This window comes from Arthrobacter sp. KNU-44 (assembly GCF_051843155.1).
Lineage (GTDB): Bacteria > Actinomycetota > Actinomycetes > Actinomycetales > Micrococcaceae > Arthrobacter.
Window position 1 is genome coordinate 1,497,289 of record NZ_JBPXNG010000002.1, and the last position, 15,256, is coordinate 1,512,544.

Sequence of the window (15,256 nt, forward strand, 5' to 3'; positions counted from 1 at the left end):
GCCGGTGTGGCTGGCCTACTTGACACCGCCGGCGGTCATGCCGCCGACGAGGAATCGTTGGAAGATGAGATAAAGGATGACCACCGGGGCGGCACAGACCAAGGATGCGGCCATCATTTGGCCGTAAAGGGGAAGCGCCCCGCCCTCCGCGGAGGAACCAAAGATCTGCAGGACAACCGCAACGGTCTGGGTGTTTGGACGGGTGAGGACCGAGGCGAACATGACGTCGTTCCAGCCGAGCAGGAAGGAAAAGACGCCGGCAACCACCAACCCGGGCCAGCTGAGCGGGAAGATGATCCGGAAAAGGACCCCGAGGGAAGAAGATCCGTCGATGCGGGCTGCTTCCTCGAGTTCCTTGGGCAGGCCCCTCAGGTAGGTGACCATGACCCAGGTGGAAAACGGCAGCGCAAATGTCAGGTACGCGAGGAAAAGGCCCCAGTAGGTGCCGATGACCGTGATTCCCAGATAGTTGCCCGCTGAGGCGAAGAGAACAAACACCGGGAGCAGGAGCAGTCCGCCCGGAACGCTTTGAAGACCGATGAGCCCGCGCAGAATGCTGAGGCGGCCCACGAACTCGAACCGGACCAGCACGTAGGCGGTGACGATACCCAGCAACGAGGAAACGACGGCCACAGCGCCGGCGATCATGACGCTATTGATCAGGCCATTGCCCAAGGGCAGCGTGCTCCAGATCTTCGTGTAGTTGTCCAGGGTGAATTCGGTGGGGAAGAATGCCCCTCGGGCGACTTCCACATCGGAGTTCATGGACGAAAACACGATGTATAGCAGAGGAATCCCGACCATGGCGCACAGAAAGATGGTGCCTCCGACCAGCAGAGGTGTCGGAAGCAGCCGGTATACCGCGACATTCTGCCGCCCGGTCTTGCGGGGCGCACTTCCGGTGCGAAGGCCCCCGGAGATCTCCAACGGGACGTCCAACACGACGTCGGGGGTTTTGTTGCTCATTTCTTGCCTCCCGCGTCAGCGCCTGTGTCGAGTCGAACGGCTTTCAGGTAGAAGTAGAGCGGTATGGCGATCAGCAGAAGTGAGATCAGGGCCATCGCCGCTCCCATGCCGAACCGCAAGCTGGTGAAACTCATGCTGTAAACGAGGGTCGGCAAAACCTGCACGTCAAATGGAGCCGGGACGCCGAACAGTAAGAAGGCAAGCGAAAAGTTGTTCATGTGGTGGAGGGTCGCGATAAGGCACGCCAGGGCGACCGGTCCTCGCAAATAAGGGAAGATCACGTAACGCAGCTTCGTCCACCACAGGGCGCCGTCGATGGCCGCCGCCTCGTGGACTTCCTGGTCCACGGATTGAAGGCCCGACAATGCCATGAGGTAAATGAACGGCCAAGCTGCCCACACTTCGACCAGGATCAGTACCCAGAAGCTCGCCGGACCAGTGAGCCATTGACCAGCAGGCAGCCCGACCCCGGTCAGCACCTTGTTGACGATCCCATCGTGCTGGAGCATGGTGCGCCAGAAGCTTCCGACCACGAACGATGGGAGGACGTAGGGAATCAGGAACATCGATCGCACCAGCGACCTGCCGCGATAGGCGTTCTGGGTCGCCAGTGCGGCGTAAACACCGATCGGCACGGTGATGACGGTGGCGATCAGGGAGAAGCCGACGCTGTTGCCGAAGGCGTGAACCAAGTCAGTGGATGTGAACGCTTCGACGAAGTTGTTCAGTCCTACGAAAGGGGCACTGATCCATTTACGGATGGTGTACTGATCCAGCTGAAGCATCGCGATGTAGATGCCCAGGATCAGGGGAACGATGATTATCAGGCCGATCAGGAGCGCACCCGGAGTGAGCATCCACAGCGGCCGGTTTCGTTCGCTCACTGTCCGCCGGCGCTTGGCAGGAGGTTGCCCGCCAAGCTCCGGGGCGCGCCGCAGGGCGGCGTCTTTTTTTACAGTGATGCTCACTTGTTTGACGTCGCCCTGTCGAGGGAGGCTTGGGCGTCCTTCTGGGCCTTGGCCAGTGCAGCCTTGAGATTGGTCTCATTGAAGCTGCCATTGCCAAGATCCGGGCGGGACTGAACGACGACGTTGGTCAGCGCCAGCTGGATGTCGCCCCATGCGCCCGTGAACGGCGTGGTCTTGGCCTTGGATGCCGAATCAATAATCGGGGACAACGAGGGATCCGCGTCCTGGACCTTCTTGGCCGCTGTGGCGTTCGTGGGAAGATCCCCGAACAGCTTGTTGTAGTTGATCTGCTCGTCGTCGCTGGTGAGCAGCTTGATGTACGCAGCGGCGAGGTCCTGGTTCTCCGAGTACTTTGCGATCACCAGGTTGTCACCGGAAATGATTGAGCTCACCGGTTGGCCACCGGAGGGTGCGGAGCTCTGTCCGGGCGGCACGGTCGGCATCACGGCGTAAGCGTATTTGCCCTTCACCGGTGAGGCATCGAACGTGACTTTTGACGATGCCGTGGTCATCAACATCATCGCGGACTTGCCCGCGGCGAAGTCAGCTGCAGCCTGGGTGTCGTTCCAGCCCACTGCGGCCGGGTTGACGACCTTGTCTTTGGTCAGCCAGCCGAAGTACGTTTCATATGCCTTGAGCACCGTGGGGTCATCGATGCGGGCCGTCTTTCCATCCACCAGGGGGTTGCCGGACTGGTTGGCCATGGCCCAGGCAAACTTCCAGGGTGTGTAGTTGTCCGCATATCCGGTCGCGAACCCGTACGTGGATCCGGTGGTCAGCTTCTTGGCCTGATCCAGCAGCCCGTCCCAGGTGTTCGCGGGCTTGTCGAGCCCGGCCTTCTTGAACAATTCGGTGTTGTAGGCAAGAACGTAGGGCCTGGAGGTGAAGGGGACGCCCACCTCGTTCTGGGCGTCGGGACCGGAAATTCCGAGCGTCGCCGGAACGAAGCGATCGCGGCCGCCAACCTTGTTCCACATATTTGAGTCAAACTTCACGAAGGCGTCTGTTGAGTACGCTGTCGGGGTGAAGGTCGTACCCACTGCGTAGACATCCGGGCCCTGGCCTGCGACAACAGAGGTTTGGATCTTCGAGAGCTCATCGTTGGCGTTGGCGAACGTCTCGAATTTCAGGTCAGCGCCGGTCTGCTTCTTGAATGCATCGGCAATGTGAATCTGCCAGGCCTTGTACTGCTCGGCTTTGTTTGTGTTGGCACCGACCAGGACATCCAGGGTCTTGCCCTGGCCGTTGGGGGCGCCGCCGCTCGCGCTTGCGGAGCTGTTGTCGCCACCGCATCCGGTTACTCCTAGTGCTCCCAGCGAAACGAGAACGACCGCGCCAATAAGTCGCGTCCTTGAGTTGTTCATGTCTTCTTAATGCTCCTCGTTGAGTCGCCCCGAGATCTTCGGGGGAACCGGCCAGACAGACCGGATGTTAGCTGGAACACTATGACAGTTGCTGCAACAAGTGCAACGGTTGCCATAAATTGCCATAGTTGCTTCCATGGTCCGTCCTGTCACAGATGGGAAGGGACCACGCAGATGAGAGAAGATGGATTCTCAGAACGCATTGCGGGGCCGCAAGGGGGCAGCACTATGAGCATTAGCGAGGCCGGCGTTGGAACCAGCCCTCTGGGGCGGGGACCGACTATCAGGGATGTCGCCGCTCTCAGCGGCGTGGCCGCCTCCACAGTCTCGCGGGCTTTATCTCAGCCGCATCGCGTCAACCAAGCGACGAGGGAACGCATCGAAGCGGCTGCCCGCGAACTGGGTTACGCGCCCTCCGCATATCCCCGCAGTACCGGCCCGGGCAGGTCCGGAGCCGTCGCCGTCCTGGTTCCGGACATCACGAATCCGTACTTTTTTGACTTCATCCGCAGCACGCAGCACCAACTCAAGACTGCCGGCTATACCCAACTGCTCGTCGACACCGAAGAGGATGTCGAGCTGGAAGCAACGTATCTGGAAGAGTTCCGGGGCTCCGCCGTCGGCTTCATTCTTCCCGCGACCCGTCTCAGCGACGAACAGCTGATCAGCGCCGCCGCCAAATCCCCCTTGGTGACAATAAACCGCAGCACACCCGGTGTCCCCAGCGTGATTATCGATACCCCTTCGGGGGTCCAGCAGGCGATGGAGCACTTGTTTTCACTCGGTCACAGGGATATCGCCTATCTCGCGGGCCCGCCGAATTCCTGGTCCGACGGGCGGCGGTGGGACGCGCTGCAGGAGAGAGCCGAGTTGTTGGGAATCACCATCAGGCGTCTTGGCCCCTATCACCCGAGTACGCGGTCCGGGGCTGCCGCCGCTGACACCCTGCTCAACAGCGGGGCCACTGCTTGCATTGCGTTCAACGACCTGGTCGCCATCGGCGTCCTCGTCCGGCTGAGGGAACGCGGCATCGACGTCCCCAATGAAATGAGCGTCGTCGGATGCGATGACATCTTCGGAGCCGACTTCTGCCAACCGCCCCTGACAACCCTCACCGCCCCCATCGAACAAGCAGGGCGCGTCGCAACGGACATGCTCGTCAGCAGGCTGCGGCCCGGCCGGTCCCAGATGCGCATGAAAGCCGAACTCCCCACCCATCTGACGATCCGCGCCTCCACCGGCCCACCCCTCCGCCCAGCGAGGTGAGCCCACAGCGCCCCCTCTGAGAAACGCGGGGTCACTTACGGCCCATTTGGTGGCGCCGAATGGGCCGTAAGTGACCCCGCGTTGCGAGATCGCGCCTGATTAAGGCAAGAAGACCCCGCACCTGTTCGGTGCGAGGTCTTCCCGTTGAGAAACTAGGCGAAGTCTGAGACGGCCGGGTCCGGTCCGATGCGGCCTTCGGCGCCTCGGTCCAGGCCGTTGATGGCCTCAATGTCGGCCTCATCCAACGTGACGCCGAGTGCTGCGAAGTTTTCCTGGATCCGGGACTCGGTCACGGACTTGGGGATCACGACGTTGCCGATCGCCAGGTGCCAGGCGATAACCACCTGCGCCGGGGTGGCGCCGTACTTGGCAGCGATCTGGGCGATAGTGGCGTTCTCAAGGAGCTCGCCGCCCTGGCCGAGGGGCGACCAGGCCTGGGTCAAAATGCCGCGCGCCGTAGCGAACTCCCGAAGTTCGGCCTGGTTGAAGAACGGGTGCAGTTCGATCTGGTGGATCGCCGGAACGACGCCGGTCTCGTCGATCAGGCGCTGCAGGCCTTCTTTGCTGAAGTTGGAGACGCCAATGGACTTGATGCGTCCGCGCTTCTGGAGCTCGATGAGCGCCTTCCACGTGTCCACGAACTTGTCCTGCTTCGGCTGCATCCAGTGGATCAGGTACAGGTCAAGGGTTTCCAGGCCGAGGCGGTTCATGGACTCTTCAAAAGCCGCGAGCGTGGACTCGTAGCCCTGGTCCGCATTCCACAGCTTGGTGGTGATGAAGATTTCCTCGGGCTTGAGGCCGGAGGATGCGATGGCGCGTCCCACGCCTGCCTCGTTGCCGTAGATCTTGGCGGTATCGATGTGGCGGTAGCCGGCGTCGAAGGCCTGACGCACTACCTTTTCGGCTACATCGTCCTCAACCTGCCACACCCCGTAGCCGAGCTGGGGGATGGAGTTGCCGTCGTTAAAAGTAAGGTTCGGTGACGAAGTCATGGCTTCCATCCTGCCAGCCGCGCACACCGGGTGGCTACGGATTCCGGCCCCTCTAAGCTAGGCGCTTAATAGTTGTTATGTGGGAATAGACGCGTCTGCACCTAAATCCCCAATTAGCCTACGAGCCGGCTTTGGCCCTCAGCAGGCGTTCGGCTTCCTCGACATGCTCGTAAACGGCTTCAGCGCGTCGTCGTACCGAAACGGCTCCTACAGGAACGGGCCCGACGGCGAGACGCAGCATCGCGGCCGCCTCCGCCGTGGTGGCAAGAGAGTTCCCCGCTTTGGACAGCGCGCGATGGACGCCCGCGAGCGATCCAGGAATGTCCAGCCCATCACTGGGCGCTTGGAGTTGGGCCTCCACGCAGATCGCACGCACCCTGGACGACAAGTCCGCCAGTTCGTTCGCAATGGCCACGAGTTCGACGTAAAGCTGTTCGTCTTCTACGCCTTCAAGCACTTGGTGGTACCGGTCAAGGCCGCGATGGAAGCGATCGTGGGCACGGCGCCACAGTCCTTTGCCAAGTTCAGCGTCATCCTTCCGTCCCTGTCGGACGGCCCCAAAGAATCCCAACCCAGCGCTCAGAGGTATTGACCCGGGTGTCGGTCCGGGTCTTCAACGCGAGAAGGTTTGTCGGGTTCCGCTTCCTTGCCGGGAAGGTGGGCACGCTGCGGCTCACCGTTTTCGCCAATAACGACGCCCGGGGCGATCATGGTTCCGGGCGGGAGCTGGCGAAGCTGCAACTGGGCAACAGCATGCTCCCGGGCTGCCTGCTGGGCAGCAATGGCGGTCTGGATTCCATGGAACAACCCTTCGAGCCAACCGACGAGCTGGGCCTGCGCGATCCGTAGTTCGGCGTCAGAGGGCGTGGCGTGTTCAGGGAAGGGGAGGCTGATGCGCTCCAACTCTTCCACTAGTTCCGGTGCGAGGCCCTCTTCCAGCTCTTTGATGGAGCGTTCGTGGATCGCGGCAAGGCGTCCGCGGGCTGCCTCGTCCAGGGGGGCGCTCTTCACCTCTTCGAGGAGCTGGCGGATCATGGTGCCGATACGCATGACCTTGGCCGGTTCGTCGACGAGGTCCTGCAGGGTGCTGCCCTTCTTGGCCCCAGGCTTCCCGTCGGCCTTCGGACCTGCTTCCGATGTGCTCTGTGCCGTGCCAGCGTCCAAGGTTGTGCCCTCCACCGGGAGGTCGTCAAAACTCTCGCCACTGGGTTGAGTGTCGTCCTGATCGCTCATGCGTTCATACTCTCACGGGCCGCAACTCAGCCCAGTGCCTTGAAGAGTATTTCGCCTTCGTCCTTAGCGAAACCACATTTTTCGTAGAAGCCCGTCGCATAGAGGTTGGCCGGGACCCAGACTTCTTCCATCCCGTGTTCACGCATCCACTCCTCCATGACGGCCAAAAGGGACCGGCCGATACCACGGCGGCGCCACTGCGCATGAGTCCCCATTTCCATGAGGAGCAGTTCGGCCCAAGGTCCGGCATTACGACGGCGCTGAATGCAGCAGTGGAGGAATCCCACCGTCTCGCCGCCGAGCTCAGCCAGCCAGAAAAGCACGCCGGGGTCGCCCAGAAAGGAGCGGGCGCCGTCGTACGTCAACGCGCCTGACGGCGCGACTGAAGGATCCTCGTCGAACAAGTTGTCCGTATCTGCCAGACGGATCAGCGCGTCGGCGTCCTCGGGGCCGAGCAGCCGGATCCGGACGCCGGCATTCGTCAATGTTTCGATGTCAGCACCTCCCCTGCGGAGCAGTCTATGCGTTGGGTGTCCCCGTAGAGCGGACGGTTCCGATCATGCCGTTGCTGGCGCCATTGGCCTGCTGCACCAGCCTGGCGTCGCAAAGATCGAGCCAGCGGACCTCCGCCTCGGCATGGAAGATCAAGGAGTCCAGGACGAGCAGCCTGGCCGTATCCGTCACTCTTTGGTTGGCGGCCAGGTCCCTGCGGTCCTGGGTATACGCCTGCAGCTCGCGCAAGGAAATCTCACGTTGGGCCTGGATCAGCGCGGGGACATCGGTGCCCGCCGTCGTGACGGCCAACGCCAGCTTGATGGCCAATTCGTTCCTCGGCGGCGCTCCACGATCCACTGCGGTCGCGAACCATCGACGGATCTCCGCAGTCCCGGCGTCGGTGATGCTGAAAAGCACGTGGCCGCGGCCGTCGTCGCCCTCTTTGCGGACCAAAGCGTCACGCTCCAGGCGGTTCAGGGTGGTGTACACCTGTCCGATGTTCAACGGCCAGACGGCTCCCGTGCGTTCCTCGAACGCCGCTCGCAATTGGTAGCCGTAGCGTGGTTGCTCCTGAAGCAATGCCAGGATGCTGTACCGAATGGACATCGCTCTCCTTCGTGCTGCGGGTTTGGCGGGCGCCGCTAGAGCAGCAGCAAGACCTTGCCCATGTGCTCGCCGGAATCGAAGTACTCGTGGGCTTCGCGGACCTGCTCCAAGGGGAACGACTTGGCCACGAACGGCTTGATCCGGCCGTCGGCCAGCATCGGCCAGACCGATTCACGGACGGCATTCATGATGACACCCTTTTCCGCGACCGGCCGCGGACGGAGCGCCGTGCCGATGATGGCCGCCCGTTTGCTGACCAACTGGCCGAGGTCGAGTTCGCCCTTGACGCCACCCTGCAGCCCGATCACCACCAGCCGGCCGTAGTCCGCGAGTGCTTCCACGTTCTGCTGCAAGTATTTGGCACCGACGACGTCGAGAATGACGTCCGCGCCTTTGCCGCCGTTTTGTGCCTTGAGGCTTTCGACGAAATCTTCCTCCGCGTAATTGATGGCAATGTCGGCCCCGAGGAAGGCTTTCGCGGTTCCGACCTTTTCGGCCGTTCCGGCCGTCGTCGCGACCGTAGCGCCGTACGCTTTGGCGAGCTGGATGGCCATGGTGCCGATGCCCCCAGTGGCGCCGTGGATCAGTACCGTCTCACCGGCCTGCAGCTGCGCAGTCATGATGAGGTTCGAGTAAACCGTTGCGGCTACCTCAGGCAAGGATGCGGCGGTGACCAGATCCACGCCGTCGGGCAATCGCAAAACCTGCTCCGCCGGGACAGCAACCTGCTGCGCATAGCCGCCACCCGAAAGCAGGGCCACTACCTTGTCGCCGACCGAAAACGGCTTGCTCACCTCAGGCCCGAACGCGGCAATCCTGCCGGAGACCTCAAGGCCGGGAATTTCGGATGCCCCCGGTGGTGGCGGGTAGAAACCGCGGCGCTGCTGGACATCCGCCCTGTTCAGACCGGCGGCGACGACGTCGATGAGAACCTCGCCGGGGCCGGGAACCGGAGCAGGGACGTCCCGGATTTCCAGAACCTCGGGCCCGCCCGGTTTGGAGATGTAGACGGCTTTCATAGAGTGCTCCCGATCCCTCGCTCAGTGCAGTTGGCCTTTCAGACACCTTAACCGCGCAAATCGCGGCGACAGGTTTTTGGCGCAGCCAACTCCCTATGAAACACTACTAGGCAGGGAAGGTTGTCCGAGCGGCCTAAGGAGCTGGTCTTGAAAACCAGTGTGCGGTAACCCCGCACCAAGGGTTCAAATCCCTTACCTTCCGCGTGGCGCGACACAGCGCGGCTGAGAGGCCGGTTCATGCGAATCTTTGGATTCCATGGCCGGCCTCTTTTGCGTCAAACCCGCTGGCGGACCCCCGACACACCACGAGGAAACGCCAATGGCCGGTTCCGCGGGCGGAACCGGCCATTGGCGTCGGAAGCTGAAGCAGCCTAGACAGCTACTTCGACGTATCCGTCCACCAGACGGGTGGCGTAGCTTGCGAGCCGAAGTTCGGGGTTAGTGAAGCATTCGCCGGTTTCAAGGTCGTAGACCTCTTTGTGAAGCGGCGAGGCGATGGTGGGACGGCTGCCCCGGGAACCGACGATGCCCCGCGCCATGACGTTGGACAGGGTTGCCGGGTCCTGCTGGGATACCGCCAGGACCTCATCCGGAGTGGTGCGGAAAAGTGCTACCTGCTTCCCTCCAACCAGGGCAGCTTCGCCCCAAGCCGGCTCCAGCTCGTCGATTGCGCAGACGCGGTGCCAGCCGGACGCGGTCGGTGCGCCCATCAGGTTTTGCCGATCCAGAATTACGGTCATTTCAGCCCCTATCGCTAAGCCTGCCGGTCCGGCGGATCCAATTCCGCCAGCCGGCACGGGCCGTTTGCGGCCACAACTTCACGGTAGGCCTGCGATGTTTCGCCGGAATGCAATCAATGTGTCCTGTTCGTAAAGGAGACCTCACATAGCCGCAATCCTCACCGTGATGCCGAAGTTAAGCCCCCGAAACAAAGGGGAAACTGACGCGAAACTGCGTGTCTTTAGTCTGAAGTGACAAGTCGCGGATGACGGTTCTGCGGCACATGCGAAAGGCCGCCAGTGACCGGACATACTTCCCCTTCAGAGAACCCGCGCCGCATTGTTGTCGCGGGCGGAGGCCCTGCGGCCCACCGCTTTGCCGATGCCATGCATACCCGCGGTCTCGAGGGCTGGCACGTCACGGTCCTGACCGAGGAAGCGCATCTTCCTTATGACCGGGTCACGTTGAGCAAGGCGCTCATCGAGGTGGACTGCGACCTCACCCTCGGACACGCGTCAATGTGGGAGCACGAGGCCCTGGACTTGCGCACCGGCGAGCGGGTGGTCAAGATCAACACCGATGCCAAGTCCGTGGAAACCGCGGCCGGCAATAGCTACGAATACGATGCCCTCGTGGTTGCGACGGGTTCGAATGCCGCCTGTCTGCCAATCCCGGGCGCCGAGCTCACCCATGTCTACCGCACCCTCGAAGACGTCTGGGCCATCAACGAAGCAATCACGCAGCTCACGGAAAAGCTGGGCCGCAAGGTCAACGCTGTCACCATCGGCGGCGGTCTCCTCGGTCTTGAATCTGCAGCAGGGACGGAGCGGTTGGGAGCCACCCCGATCGTCATCGACGGCGCGTCCTGGCTCATGGCCACCCAGCTCGACGAAGGCGCCGGCCAGGCACTGGGCCGCCTCATTAAAGACAAGGGCTTCGAAATCCACGGCGGCGTCTTCCCTTCGGAAGTTTTGTCCGACGACGACGGCCAGGTCACCGGTGTCCTCATGGCCGACGGCCGCATCATCGACGCCGACATCGTGATCGTCGCGATCGGGGTCAGGCCGCGCGATGAGCTCTTCCGTGCAGCGGAGGGCGAGGAACAGGTCTTCACGCTTGGCCAGCGCGGCGGTGTTGTCATTTCCGATGCTTGCGAGACCGAGATCCCCGGAGTCTTCGCCATCGGCGAGGTCGCGAACTTCGAGGGCATGTGCCTGGGGCTCGTGGCACCGGCGAACACGATGGCCGAAATCGTCGCGGACCGACTGCACGGCGGACAAGCGACCTTCCCCGGTTTCGACACGGCCACCAAGCTCAAGCTCTCCGGCGTGGACGTCGCCAGCTTCGGCGACGCGTTCGCCAAGACCGAGCACTCCCTGGAAATCGTCTACGCCGACCCCGCCCGCGGCGTGTACCAGAAGATCGTCACCACCGACGACGCCAAGACCCTCCTGGGCGGCATCTTCGTCGGCGACGCCACCCCGTACATGAGCCTGCGCCCCCTGCTCGGCCGCGAACTGCCCGCCGAACCGGGCGCCTACCTCACCGCCGCGGGCGGCGGGGAGGCCCCCGACACCGAACTGCCCGATGACGCGATCCTGTGCTCCTGCAACAACGTCCCCGCCGGGAACATCCGGGACGCGGTCAACGCGTGCGGGACGTGCGAAGGCAACGAGCCGGTCCGCGATGTGCCAGGCCTCAAGGCCTGCACCCGGGCCGGGACGCAGTGCGGTTCGTGCGTGCCGATGATCAAGAAGCTCCTCGAAGGGGAACTGAAGAAGTCCGGCATCGAAGTCTCCAAGGCGTTGTGCGAGCACTTCGAGCTCTCCCGGCAGGAACTTTTCGACGCGATCCGCGTCCTGGAACTGGACTCCTTCGAAGACATCTTGGCCAAATACGGCACCGGAGCGGGCTGCGACATCTGCAAGCCAACCATCGCCTCGATCCTTGCGTCGCAGCATTCCGCGTACGTGCTCGACGCCGGCCGCGGCACCCTGCAGGACACCAACGACCGCGCCCTGGCCAACATGCAAAAAGACGGCACCTACTCCGTGGTCCCGCGCATCCCGGGTGGGGAGATCACGCCCGACAAGCTCGTGGTCATCGGTACGATCGCCAAGAAGTACGGCCTGTACACGAAGATCACCGGCGGCCAGCGCATCGACATGTTCGGCGCCCGCCTCGAGCAACTCCCGGAGATCTGGGGCGAGCTCATTGACGCAGGCATGGAGTCCGGCCAGGCGTACGGCAAGAGCCTGCGCACCGTGAAATCCTGCGTGGGCTCCACTTGGTGCCGCTTCGGGGTCCTCGACTCCGTGGCCATGGCCATCAACCTGGAACTGCGCTACCGCGGCCTGCGCAGCCCGCACAAACTCAAAATGGGCGTCTCCGGTTGCGCCCGCGAATGCGCCGAAGCCCGCGGCAAGGACGTCGGCGTGATCGCGACATCGGAGGGCTGGAACCTCTACGTCGGCGGCAACGGCGGAGCGAACCCCGCCCACGCCCAGCTCCTCGCCGGCGGCCTGGACGACGAGACCCTGATCAAATACATCGACCGCTACTTCATGTACTACATCCGCACCGCCGACCGGCTTCAACGCACGGCCCGCTGGCAGGAAGAGCTCGACGGCGGCCTGGAGCACGTGCGCGAGGTTGTCGTCGAGGACTCCCTCGGCATCGCCGACGAGCTCGAAGCCGCCATGGCCAAGCACGTTGGGTCCTACGAGGACGAGTGGGCGGCGACCCTGAAGGACCCGGAACGCCTCCGCCGCTTCCGCTCCTTCGTCAACGCCCCCGAGCAAGAAGACGAGGCAATCGTCTTCGTCCCCGAACGCGGCCAGATCCGCCCCGCCACCAACGAAGAAAAAAGCGCCGTCTTGATTTCTTCCGCGAGCATCCCCGTCCGCGGAAGGGACTAAGAACGCACCTCGGCGGAGGGCTATGCGGACGGCGAGCTAGGGCGACGGCGCGTGGTCGCCGCGGGCTCCGACCACGCCGCCCCGTGGCTCGCCGTCGGCGTTTTCCAGAAGCGCGCTAAGTCGTTCGACTTGTTCTGCCAACCGGCGGATCTCCTGTTTCATGGGCTCCTCGGCGACTGTCGCGGCCGCCGCAGCTCCGGTTGAGACCTGTTCAACGAGCCACGAGGCAACCGAGGCGGTCACGACGCCCAGGACAGCGATTCCGCAGACCATCAAACCCCCGGCAACGCAGCGGCCCACAACCGTCACCGGGTAGTGGTCCCCATAGCCGACGGTGGTGATGGTGACCATCGCCCACCAGATGGCATCGCCAAAGTTGGTGATGTTGGCGCCCGCGGCGTTCTCCTCAGCATCAAGCACGGCGAGGGCACCGCAATACGTCAGGAGGGCCGCGGACCCAAGGACAAAAGTGAGGATGCGGCCCCGCATGGCGTTTCCGGCGGTACGATGAAGCAGCTTCAGGAGTGTCACGAGCCGCAGCAACCTCAAGGGCCTGAGGACCGGGAGGGCCAAAATCAGCAATTCGTGCAGGTTCCGCACGAACCACTGGGCGCGACGCCGCGCCAGGACGAGGCACATCGCATAGTCCAGGGCAAACACCAGCCAGGTGACCCAGATGATGGTGTCAACGACCGTGGATTGGGCCTCGCTGAGATTGGCGATCACTTGGAATGAATAGGCCACCAGGAACAGCACCGCTGCCGCCACCATGGGCCATTCGGAAACCCGCCGCCATCGCTCTTGAGTCATTGGTCGATATTAGTCACCTACCCCATTAACCGCGTTCACCTGCTGGCACACGGCTGCCTCCCAGCAAACGTTCATCTCCCAGTAACCGGTACTGGCTAGGATCGAACCCATGATTAATATGATCCAGGCCATCGTTATGGGCCTGCTGCAGGGAATCACCGAACTCTTTCCGATTTCCAGCCTCGGCCACAGCGTCATCCTGCCCAAACTGTTCGGTTGGGGCCTGGACCAGAAGGCGCCCGAATTCCTGAACTTCCTCATAGCCACCCACCTGGCTACAGCAATTGTGCTGTTCTTCTTCTTCCTCCGGGACTGGATTGAAATCGCCAAGGGCCTTGGCCGTTCCATCCGGGACCGGAAGATTGCTCCGTCGGACACCTACGCAAAGCTCGGCTGGCTCCTCGTGGTTGGAACCGTGCCGGCCGGAATCATCGGTTTGGTCCTGGAAAAGCCCATCCGGAACCTCTTCGGTTCGCCGCTGATCGCTGCCGCCTTCCTGGTGCTTAACGGTCTCATCCTTTTTGCAGCCGAGCGTCTGCGGACCAGGGACAGCCGCCGTGTAGCAGAACACGCGGCCACCGCAACGGTTTCCGACGCCGAAATCGCCACCCTGCCGTGGAAACGCGCCTTGGCCATCGGAACCGCCCAGGCAGCGGCCCTCATCCCGGGCATCTCCCGTTCCGGCTCGTCTATGGCCGGAGGCTTGCTGTCCGGGATGAACAATGAAAACGCCGCGCGCTTCAGCTTCCTGCTCGCGACGCCAATCATCGGCGCTGCCGCCGTGCTCAAGCTGCCTGAACTCTTCACCCCGGCCATGGCCGACGAGCGTGGAGTGTTCCTGGTGGGCGCGCTGTGCGCGGGTGTCGCGGCATGGTTCGCCACCAAGTTCCTGCTTCGTTTCTTCGAGACCCGGACCTTGACGCCCTTCGCCATCTACTCGGTGGTCGGCGGAGCGATCTACTTCATCCTGATGCTCGTCATGGGCTAGGTTCCGCTGAAGGCATCGAGCCAAGGCATTGAAACTGTCGGAGGCCCCGCATAGGGTTTTGTCTGTCTCCACCACCCACTCATGAAACCGCGGCAACAACCGCGGTAAACGACACAGGAGCAAACATGCCTACGCCTGACATCACCCCCGGTTCGCCTTGCTGGATCGACCTGATGACCTCGGACCCGGAGAAGGCAAAGTCCTTCTACAACTCGCTCTTCGGCTGGACCTACGAGACCGGGGACCAGGAAAAGTACGGCGGCTACATCACGGCCTCGAAGGACGGCAAGATGGTGGCCGGGATCATGCAGAAGCAGGAAGAAATGGCGCAGATGCCCGATGTCTGGTCCACCTACCTGCGCACTGACGACATCAAGGCCACCACCGAAGCGGCCGTCGCCAACGGCGGCCAGGTCTACATGGAACCCATGGAAGTGCCGGACCAGGGAACCATGGCAATGTACGCGGATTCCTCCGGAGCAGCGATCGGTGCCTGGCAGTTCGGCGAGATGAAGGGCTATCAGCTGGCTGCCGAAACCGGCGCACCCGCCTGGCACGAGCTCTTCGCCAAGGAGTACGACTCGGCAGTTTCCTTCTACCAGAACGTCTTCGGCTGGGAAACCACCGTAGTGGGCGATACCCCGGAGTTCCGCTACACCACCCTCGGGGCGGGCGACGACTCCAAGGCAGGCATCATGGATGCCTCCGGTTTCCTCCCGGCGGAGGTCCCGTCCTACTGGGGCGTCTACTTCGCGGTGGACAAGGTCGACGACACCATCGAGCAGGCCGTCTCCCTTGGCGCCACCGTCGTCCAGGCGGCTGAGGACACTCCCTACGGCCGGATGGCCACCCTGACAGACCCGACGGGTGCGATCTTCAAACTCATCCAAAACCAGGCTGCATAGGCCCAA

General features: G+C 62.8%; 15 protein-coding genes and 1 tRNA gene. 5 read left to right on the forward strand and 11 right to left on the reverse strand.

Going from position 1 to position 15,256, the window contains the following annotated elements; genetic code table 11:
* Positions 1–15: 15 nt before the first annotated feature.
* From ACSVHC_RS07755 to ACSVHC_RS07765, 3 genes are all read right to left on the reverse strand, one after another.
* Positions 16–804, reverse strand: coding sequence for a carbohydrate ABC transporter permease (locus ACSVHC_RS07755; protein WP_437773954.1), 789 nt, complete (start codon positions 802–804; stop codon positions 16–18).
* A 158-nt stretch (positions 805–962) separates the two neighbouring features.
* Positions 963–1,934 (reverse strand): carbohydrate ABC transporter permease, encoded by a 972-nt coding sequence (locus ACSVHC_RS07760; RefSeq protein WP_437772425.1) that lies wholly within the window; start codon positions 1,932–1,934, stop codon positions 963–965.
* The gene (locus ACSVHC_RS07765; RefSeq protein ID WP_437772424.1) at positions 1,931–3,298 is read right to left on the reverse strand and encodes an ABC transporter substrate-binding protein; all 1,368 of its coding nucleotides are present in this window, start codon (positions 3,296–3,298) and stop codon (positions 1,931–1,933) included. Before ACSVHC_RS07765 ends, ACSVHC_RS07760 begins: the two co-directional genes overlap by 4 nt.
* Positions 3,299–3,526: 228 nt before the next feature.
* Here ACSVHC_RS07765 and ACSVHC_RS07770 point away from each other — a divergent pair, with 228 nt between their 5' ends.
* On the forward strand, positions 3,527–4,564 hold the full coding sequence (locus ACSVHC_RS07770; RefSeq protein WP_437772423.1) for a LacI family DNA-binding transcriptional regulator: 1,038 nt from the start codon (positions 3,527–3,529) through the stop codon (positions 4,562–4,564).
* A 152-nt stretch (positions 4,565–4,716) separates the two neighbouring features.
* On the opposite strand, the gene ACSVHC_RS07775 is transcribed toward ACSVHC_RS07770, so the two are convergent.
* From ACSVHC_RS07775 to ACSVHC_RS07800, 6 genes are all read right to left on the reverse strand, one after another.
* Positions 4,717–5,556, reverse strand: a complete 840-nt coding sequence (locus tag ACSVHC_RS07775) for an aldo/keto reductase (RefSeq protein ID WP_437772422.1) — start codon at positions 5,554–5,556, stop codon at positions 4,717–4,719.
* Between the two features lie 118 nt (positions 5,557–5,674).
* The gene (locus tag ACSVHC_RS07780; RefSeq protein WP_437772421.1) at positions 5,675–6,127 is read right to left on the reverse strand and encodes a hypothetical protein; all 453 of its coding nucleotides are present in this window, start codon (positions 6,125–6,127) and stop codon (positions 5,675–5,677) included.
* Between the two features lie 8 nt (positions 6,128–6,135).
* A complete protein-coding gene (locus ACSVHC_RS07785; protein ID WP_437772420.1) occupies positions 6,136–6,789 on the reverse strand; it encodes a bacterial proteasome activator family protein in 654 nt (217 codons plus the stop codon).
* 26 nt (positions 6,790–6,815) lie between these two features.
* Complete coding sequence (locus tag ACSVHC_RS07790; RefSeq protein ID WP_437772419.1) at positions 6,816–7,274, reverse strand: GNAT family N-acetyltransferase; 459 nt, start codon at positions 7,272–7,274, stop codon at positions 6,816–6,818.
* Between the two features lie 34 nt (positions 7,275–7,308).
* Positions 7,309–7,890 carry a PadR family transcriptional regulator gene (locus ACSVHC_RS07795; RefSeq protein ID WP_437772418.1) on the reverse strand — a complete coding sequence of 194 codons (582 nt, stop codon included), beginning with the start codon at positions 7,888–7,890 and terminating at the stop codon, positions 7,309–7,311.
* Positions 7,891–7,925: 35 nt separating this feature from the next.
* A complete protein-coding gene (locus tag ACSVHC_RS07800; protein ID WP_437772417.1) occupies positions 7,926–8,909 on the reverse strand; it encodes an NAD(P)H-quinone oxidoreductase in 984 nt (327 codons plus the stop codon).
* Between the two features lie 114 nt (positions 8,910–9,023).
* Here ACSVHC_RS07800 and ACSVHC_RS07805 point away from each other — a divergent pair.
* A tRNA-Ser gene (locus tag ACSVHC_RS07805) sits at positions 9,024–9,111 on the forward strand.
* A 169-nt stretch (positions 9,112–9,280) separates the two neighbouring features.
* On the opposite strand, the gene nirD is transcribed toward ACSVHC_RS07805, so the two are convergent.
* Positions 9,281–9,649 (reverse strand): nitrite reductase small subunit NirD, encoded by a 369-nt coding sequence (gene nirD, locus ACSVHC_RS07810; protein WP_437772416.1) that lies wholly within the window; start codon positions 9,647–9,649, stop codon positions 9,281–9,283.
* Between the two features lie 279 nt (positions 9,650–9,928).
* Here nirD and nirB point away from each other — a divergent pair, with 279 nt between their 5' ends.
* Positions 9,929–12,547: a nitrite reductase large subunit NirB gene (nirB, locus tag ACSVHC_RS07815; protein WP_439180779.1), complete on the forward strand. Its 2,619-nt coding sequence runs from the start codon at positions 9,929–9,931 to the stop codon at positions 12,545–12,547.
* A gap of 36 nt (positions 12,548–12,583) precedes the next feature.
* Here the strand turns inward: nirB and ACSVHC_RS07820 are convergent, their stop codons facing one another.
* Positions 12,584–13,357 (reverse strand): potassium channel family protein, encoded by a 774-nt coding sequence (locus ACSVHC_RS07820; RefSeq protein WP_439180780.1) that lies wholly within the window; start codon positions 13,355–13,357, stop codon positions 12,584–12,586.
* A gap of 109 nt (positions 13,358–13,466) precedes the next feature.
* On the opposite strand from ACSVHC_RS07820, the gene ACSVHC_RS07825 reads away from it, so the two are divergent.
* Positions 13,467–14,345 (forward strand): undecaprenyl-diphosphate phosphatase, encoded by an 879-nt coding sequence (locus ACSVHC_RS07825; protein ID WP_437772413.1) that lies wholly within the window; start codon positions 13,467–13,469, stop codon positions 14,343–14,345.
* Between the two features lie 125 nt (positions 14,346–14,470).
* Positions 14,471–15,250 (forward strand): VOC family protein, encoded by a 780-nt coding sequence (locus ACSVHC_RS07830; protein WP_437772412.1) that lies wholly within the window; start codon positions 14,471–14,473, stop codon positions 15,248–15,250.
* The last annotated feature ends 6 nt before the right edge of the window (positions 15,251–15,256 follow it).

What these genes read in the sequence shown, in the direction of transcription:
- ACSVHC_RS07770 (WP_437772423.1), top strand. Translation starts at nt 3,527, where the DNA reads ATGAGCATTAGCGAGGCCGGCGTTGGAACCAGCCCTCTGGGGCGGGGA.
- ACSVHC_RS07785 (WP_437772420.1), bottom strand. Translation starts at nt 6,789, where the DNA reads ATGAGCGATCAGGACGACACTCAACCCAGTGGCGAGAGTTTTGACGAC.
- ACSVHC_RS07755 (WP_437773954.1), bottom strand. Translation starts at nt 804, where the DNA reads ATGGTCGGGATTCCTCTGCTATACATCGTGTTTTCGTCCATGAACTCC.
- ACSVHC_RS07765 (WP_437772424.1), bottom strand. Translation starts at nt 3,298, where the DNA reads ATGAACAACTCAAGGACGCGACTTATTGGCGCGGTCGTTCTCGTTTCG.
- ACSVHC_RS07825 (WP_437772413.1), top strand. Translation starts at nt 13,467, where the DNA reads ATGATTAATATGATCCAGGCCATCGTTATGGGCCTGCTGCAGGGAATC.
- ACSVHC_RS07795 (WP_437772418.1), bottom strand. Translation starts at nt 7,890, where the DNA reads ATGTCCATTCGGTACAGCATCCTGGCATTGCTTCAGGAGCAACCACGC.
- ACSVHC_RS07800 (WP_437772417.1), bottom strand. Translation starts at nt 8,909, where the DNA reads ATGAAAGCCGTCTACATCTCCAAACCGGGCGGGCCCGAGGTTCTGGAA.
- ACSVHC_RS07775 (WP_437772422.1), bottom strand. Translation starts at nt 5,556, where the DNA reads ATGACTTCGTCACCGAACCTTACTTTTAACGACGGCAACTCCATCCCC.
- nirD (WP_437772416.1), bottom strand. Translation starts at nt 9,649, where the DNA reads ATGACCGTAATTCTGGATCGGCAAAACCTGATGGGCGCACCGACCGCG.
- ACSVHC_RS07820 (WP_439180780.1), bottom strand. Translation starts at nt 13,357, where the DNA reads ATGACTCAAGAGCGATGGCGGCGGGTTTCCGAATGGCCCATGGTGGCG.
- ACSVHC_RS07830 (WP_437772412.1), top strand. Translation starts at nt 14,471, where the DNA reads ATGCCTACGCCTGACATCACCCCCGGTTCGCCTTGCTGGATCGACCTG.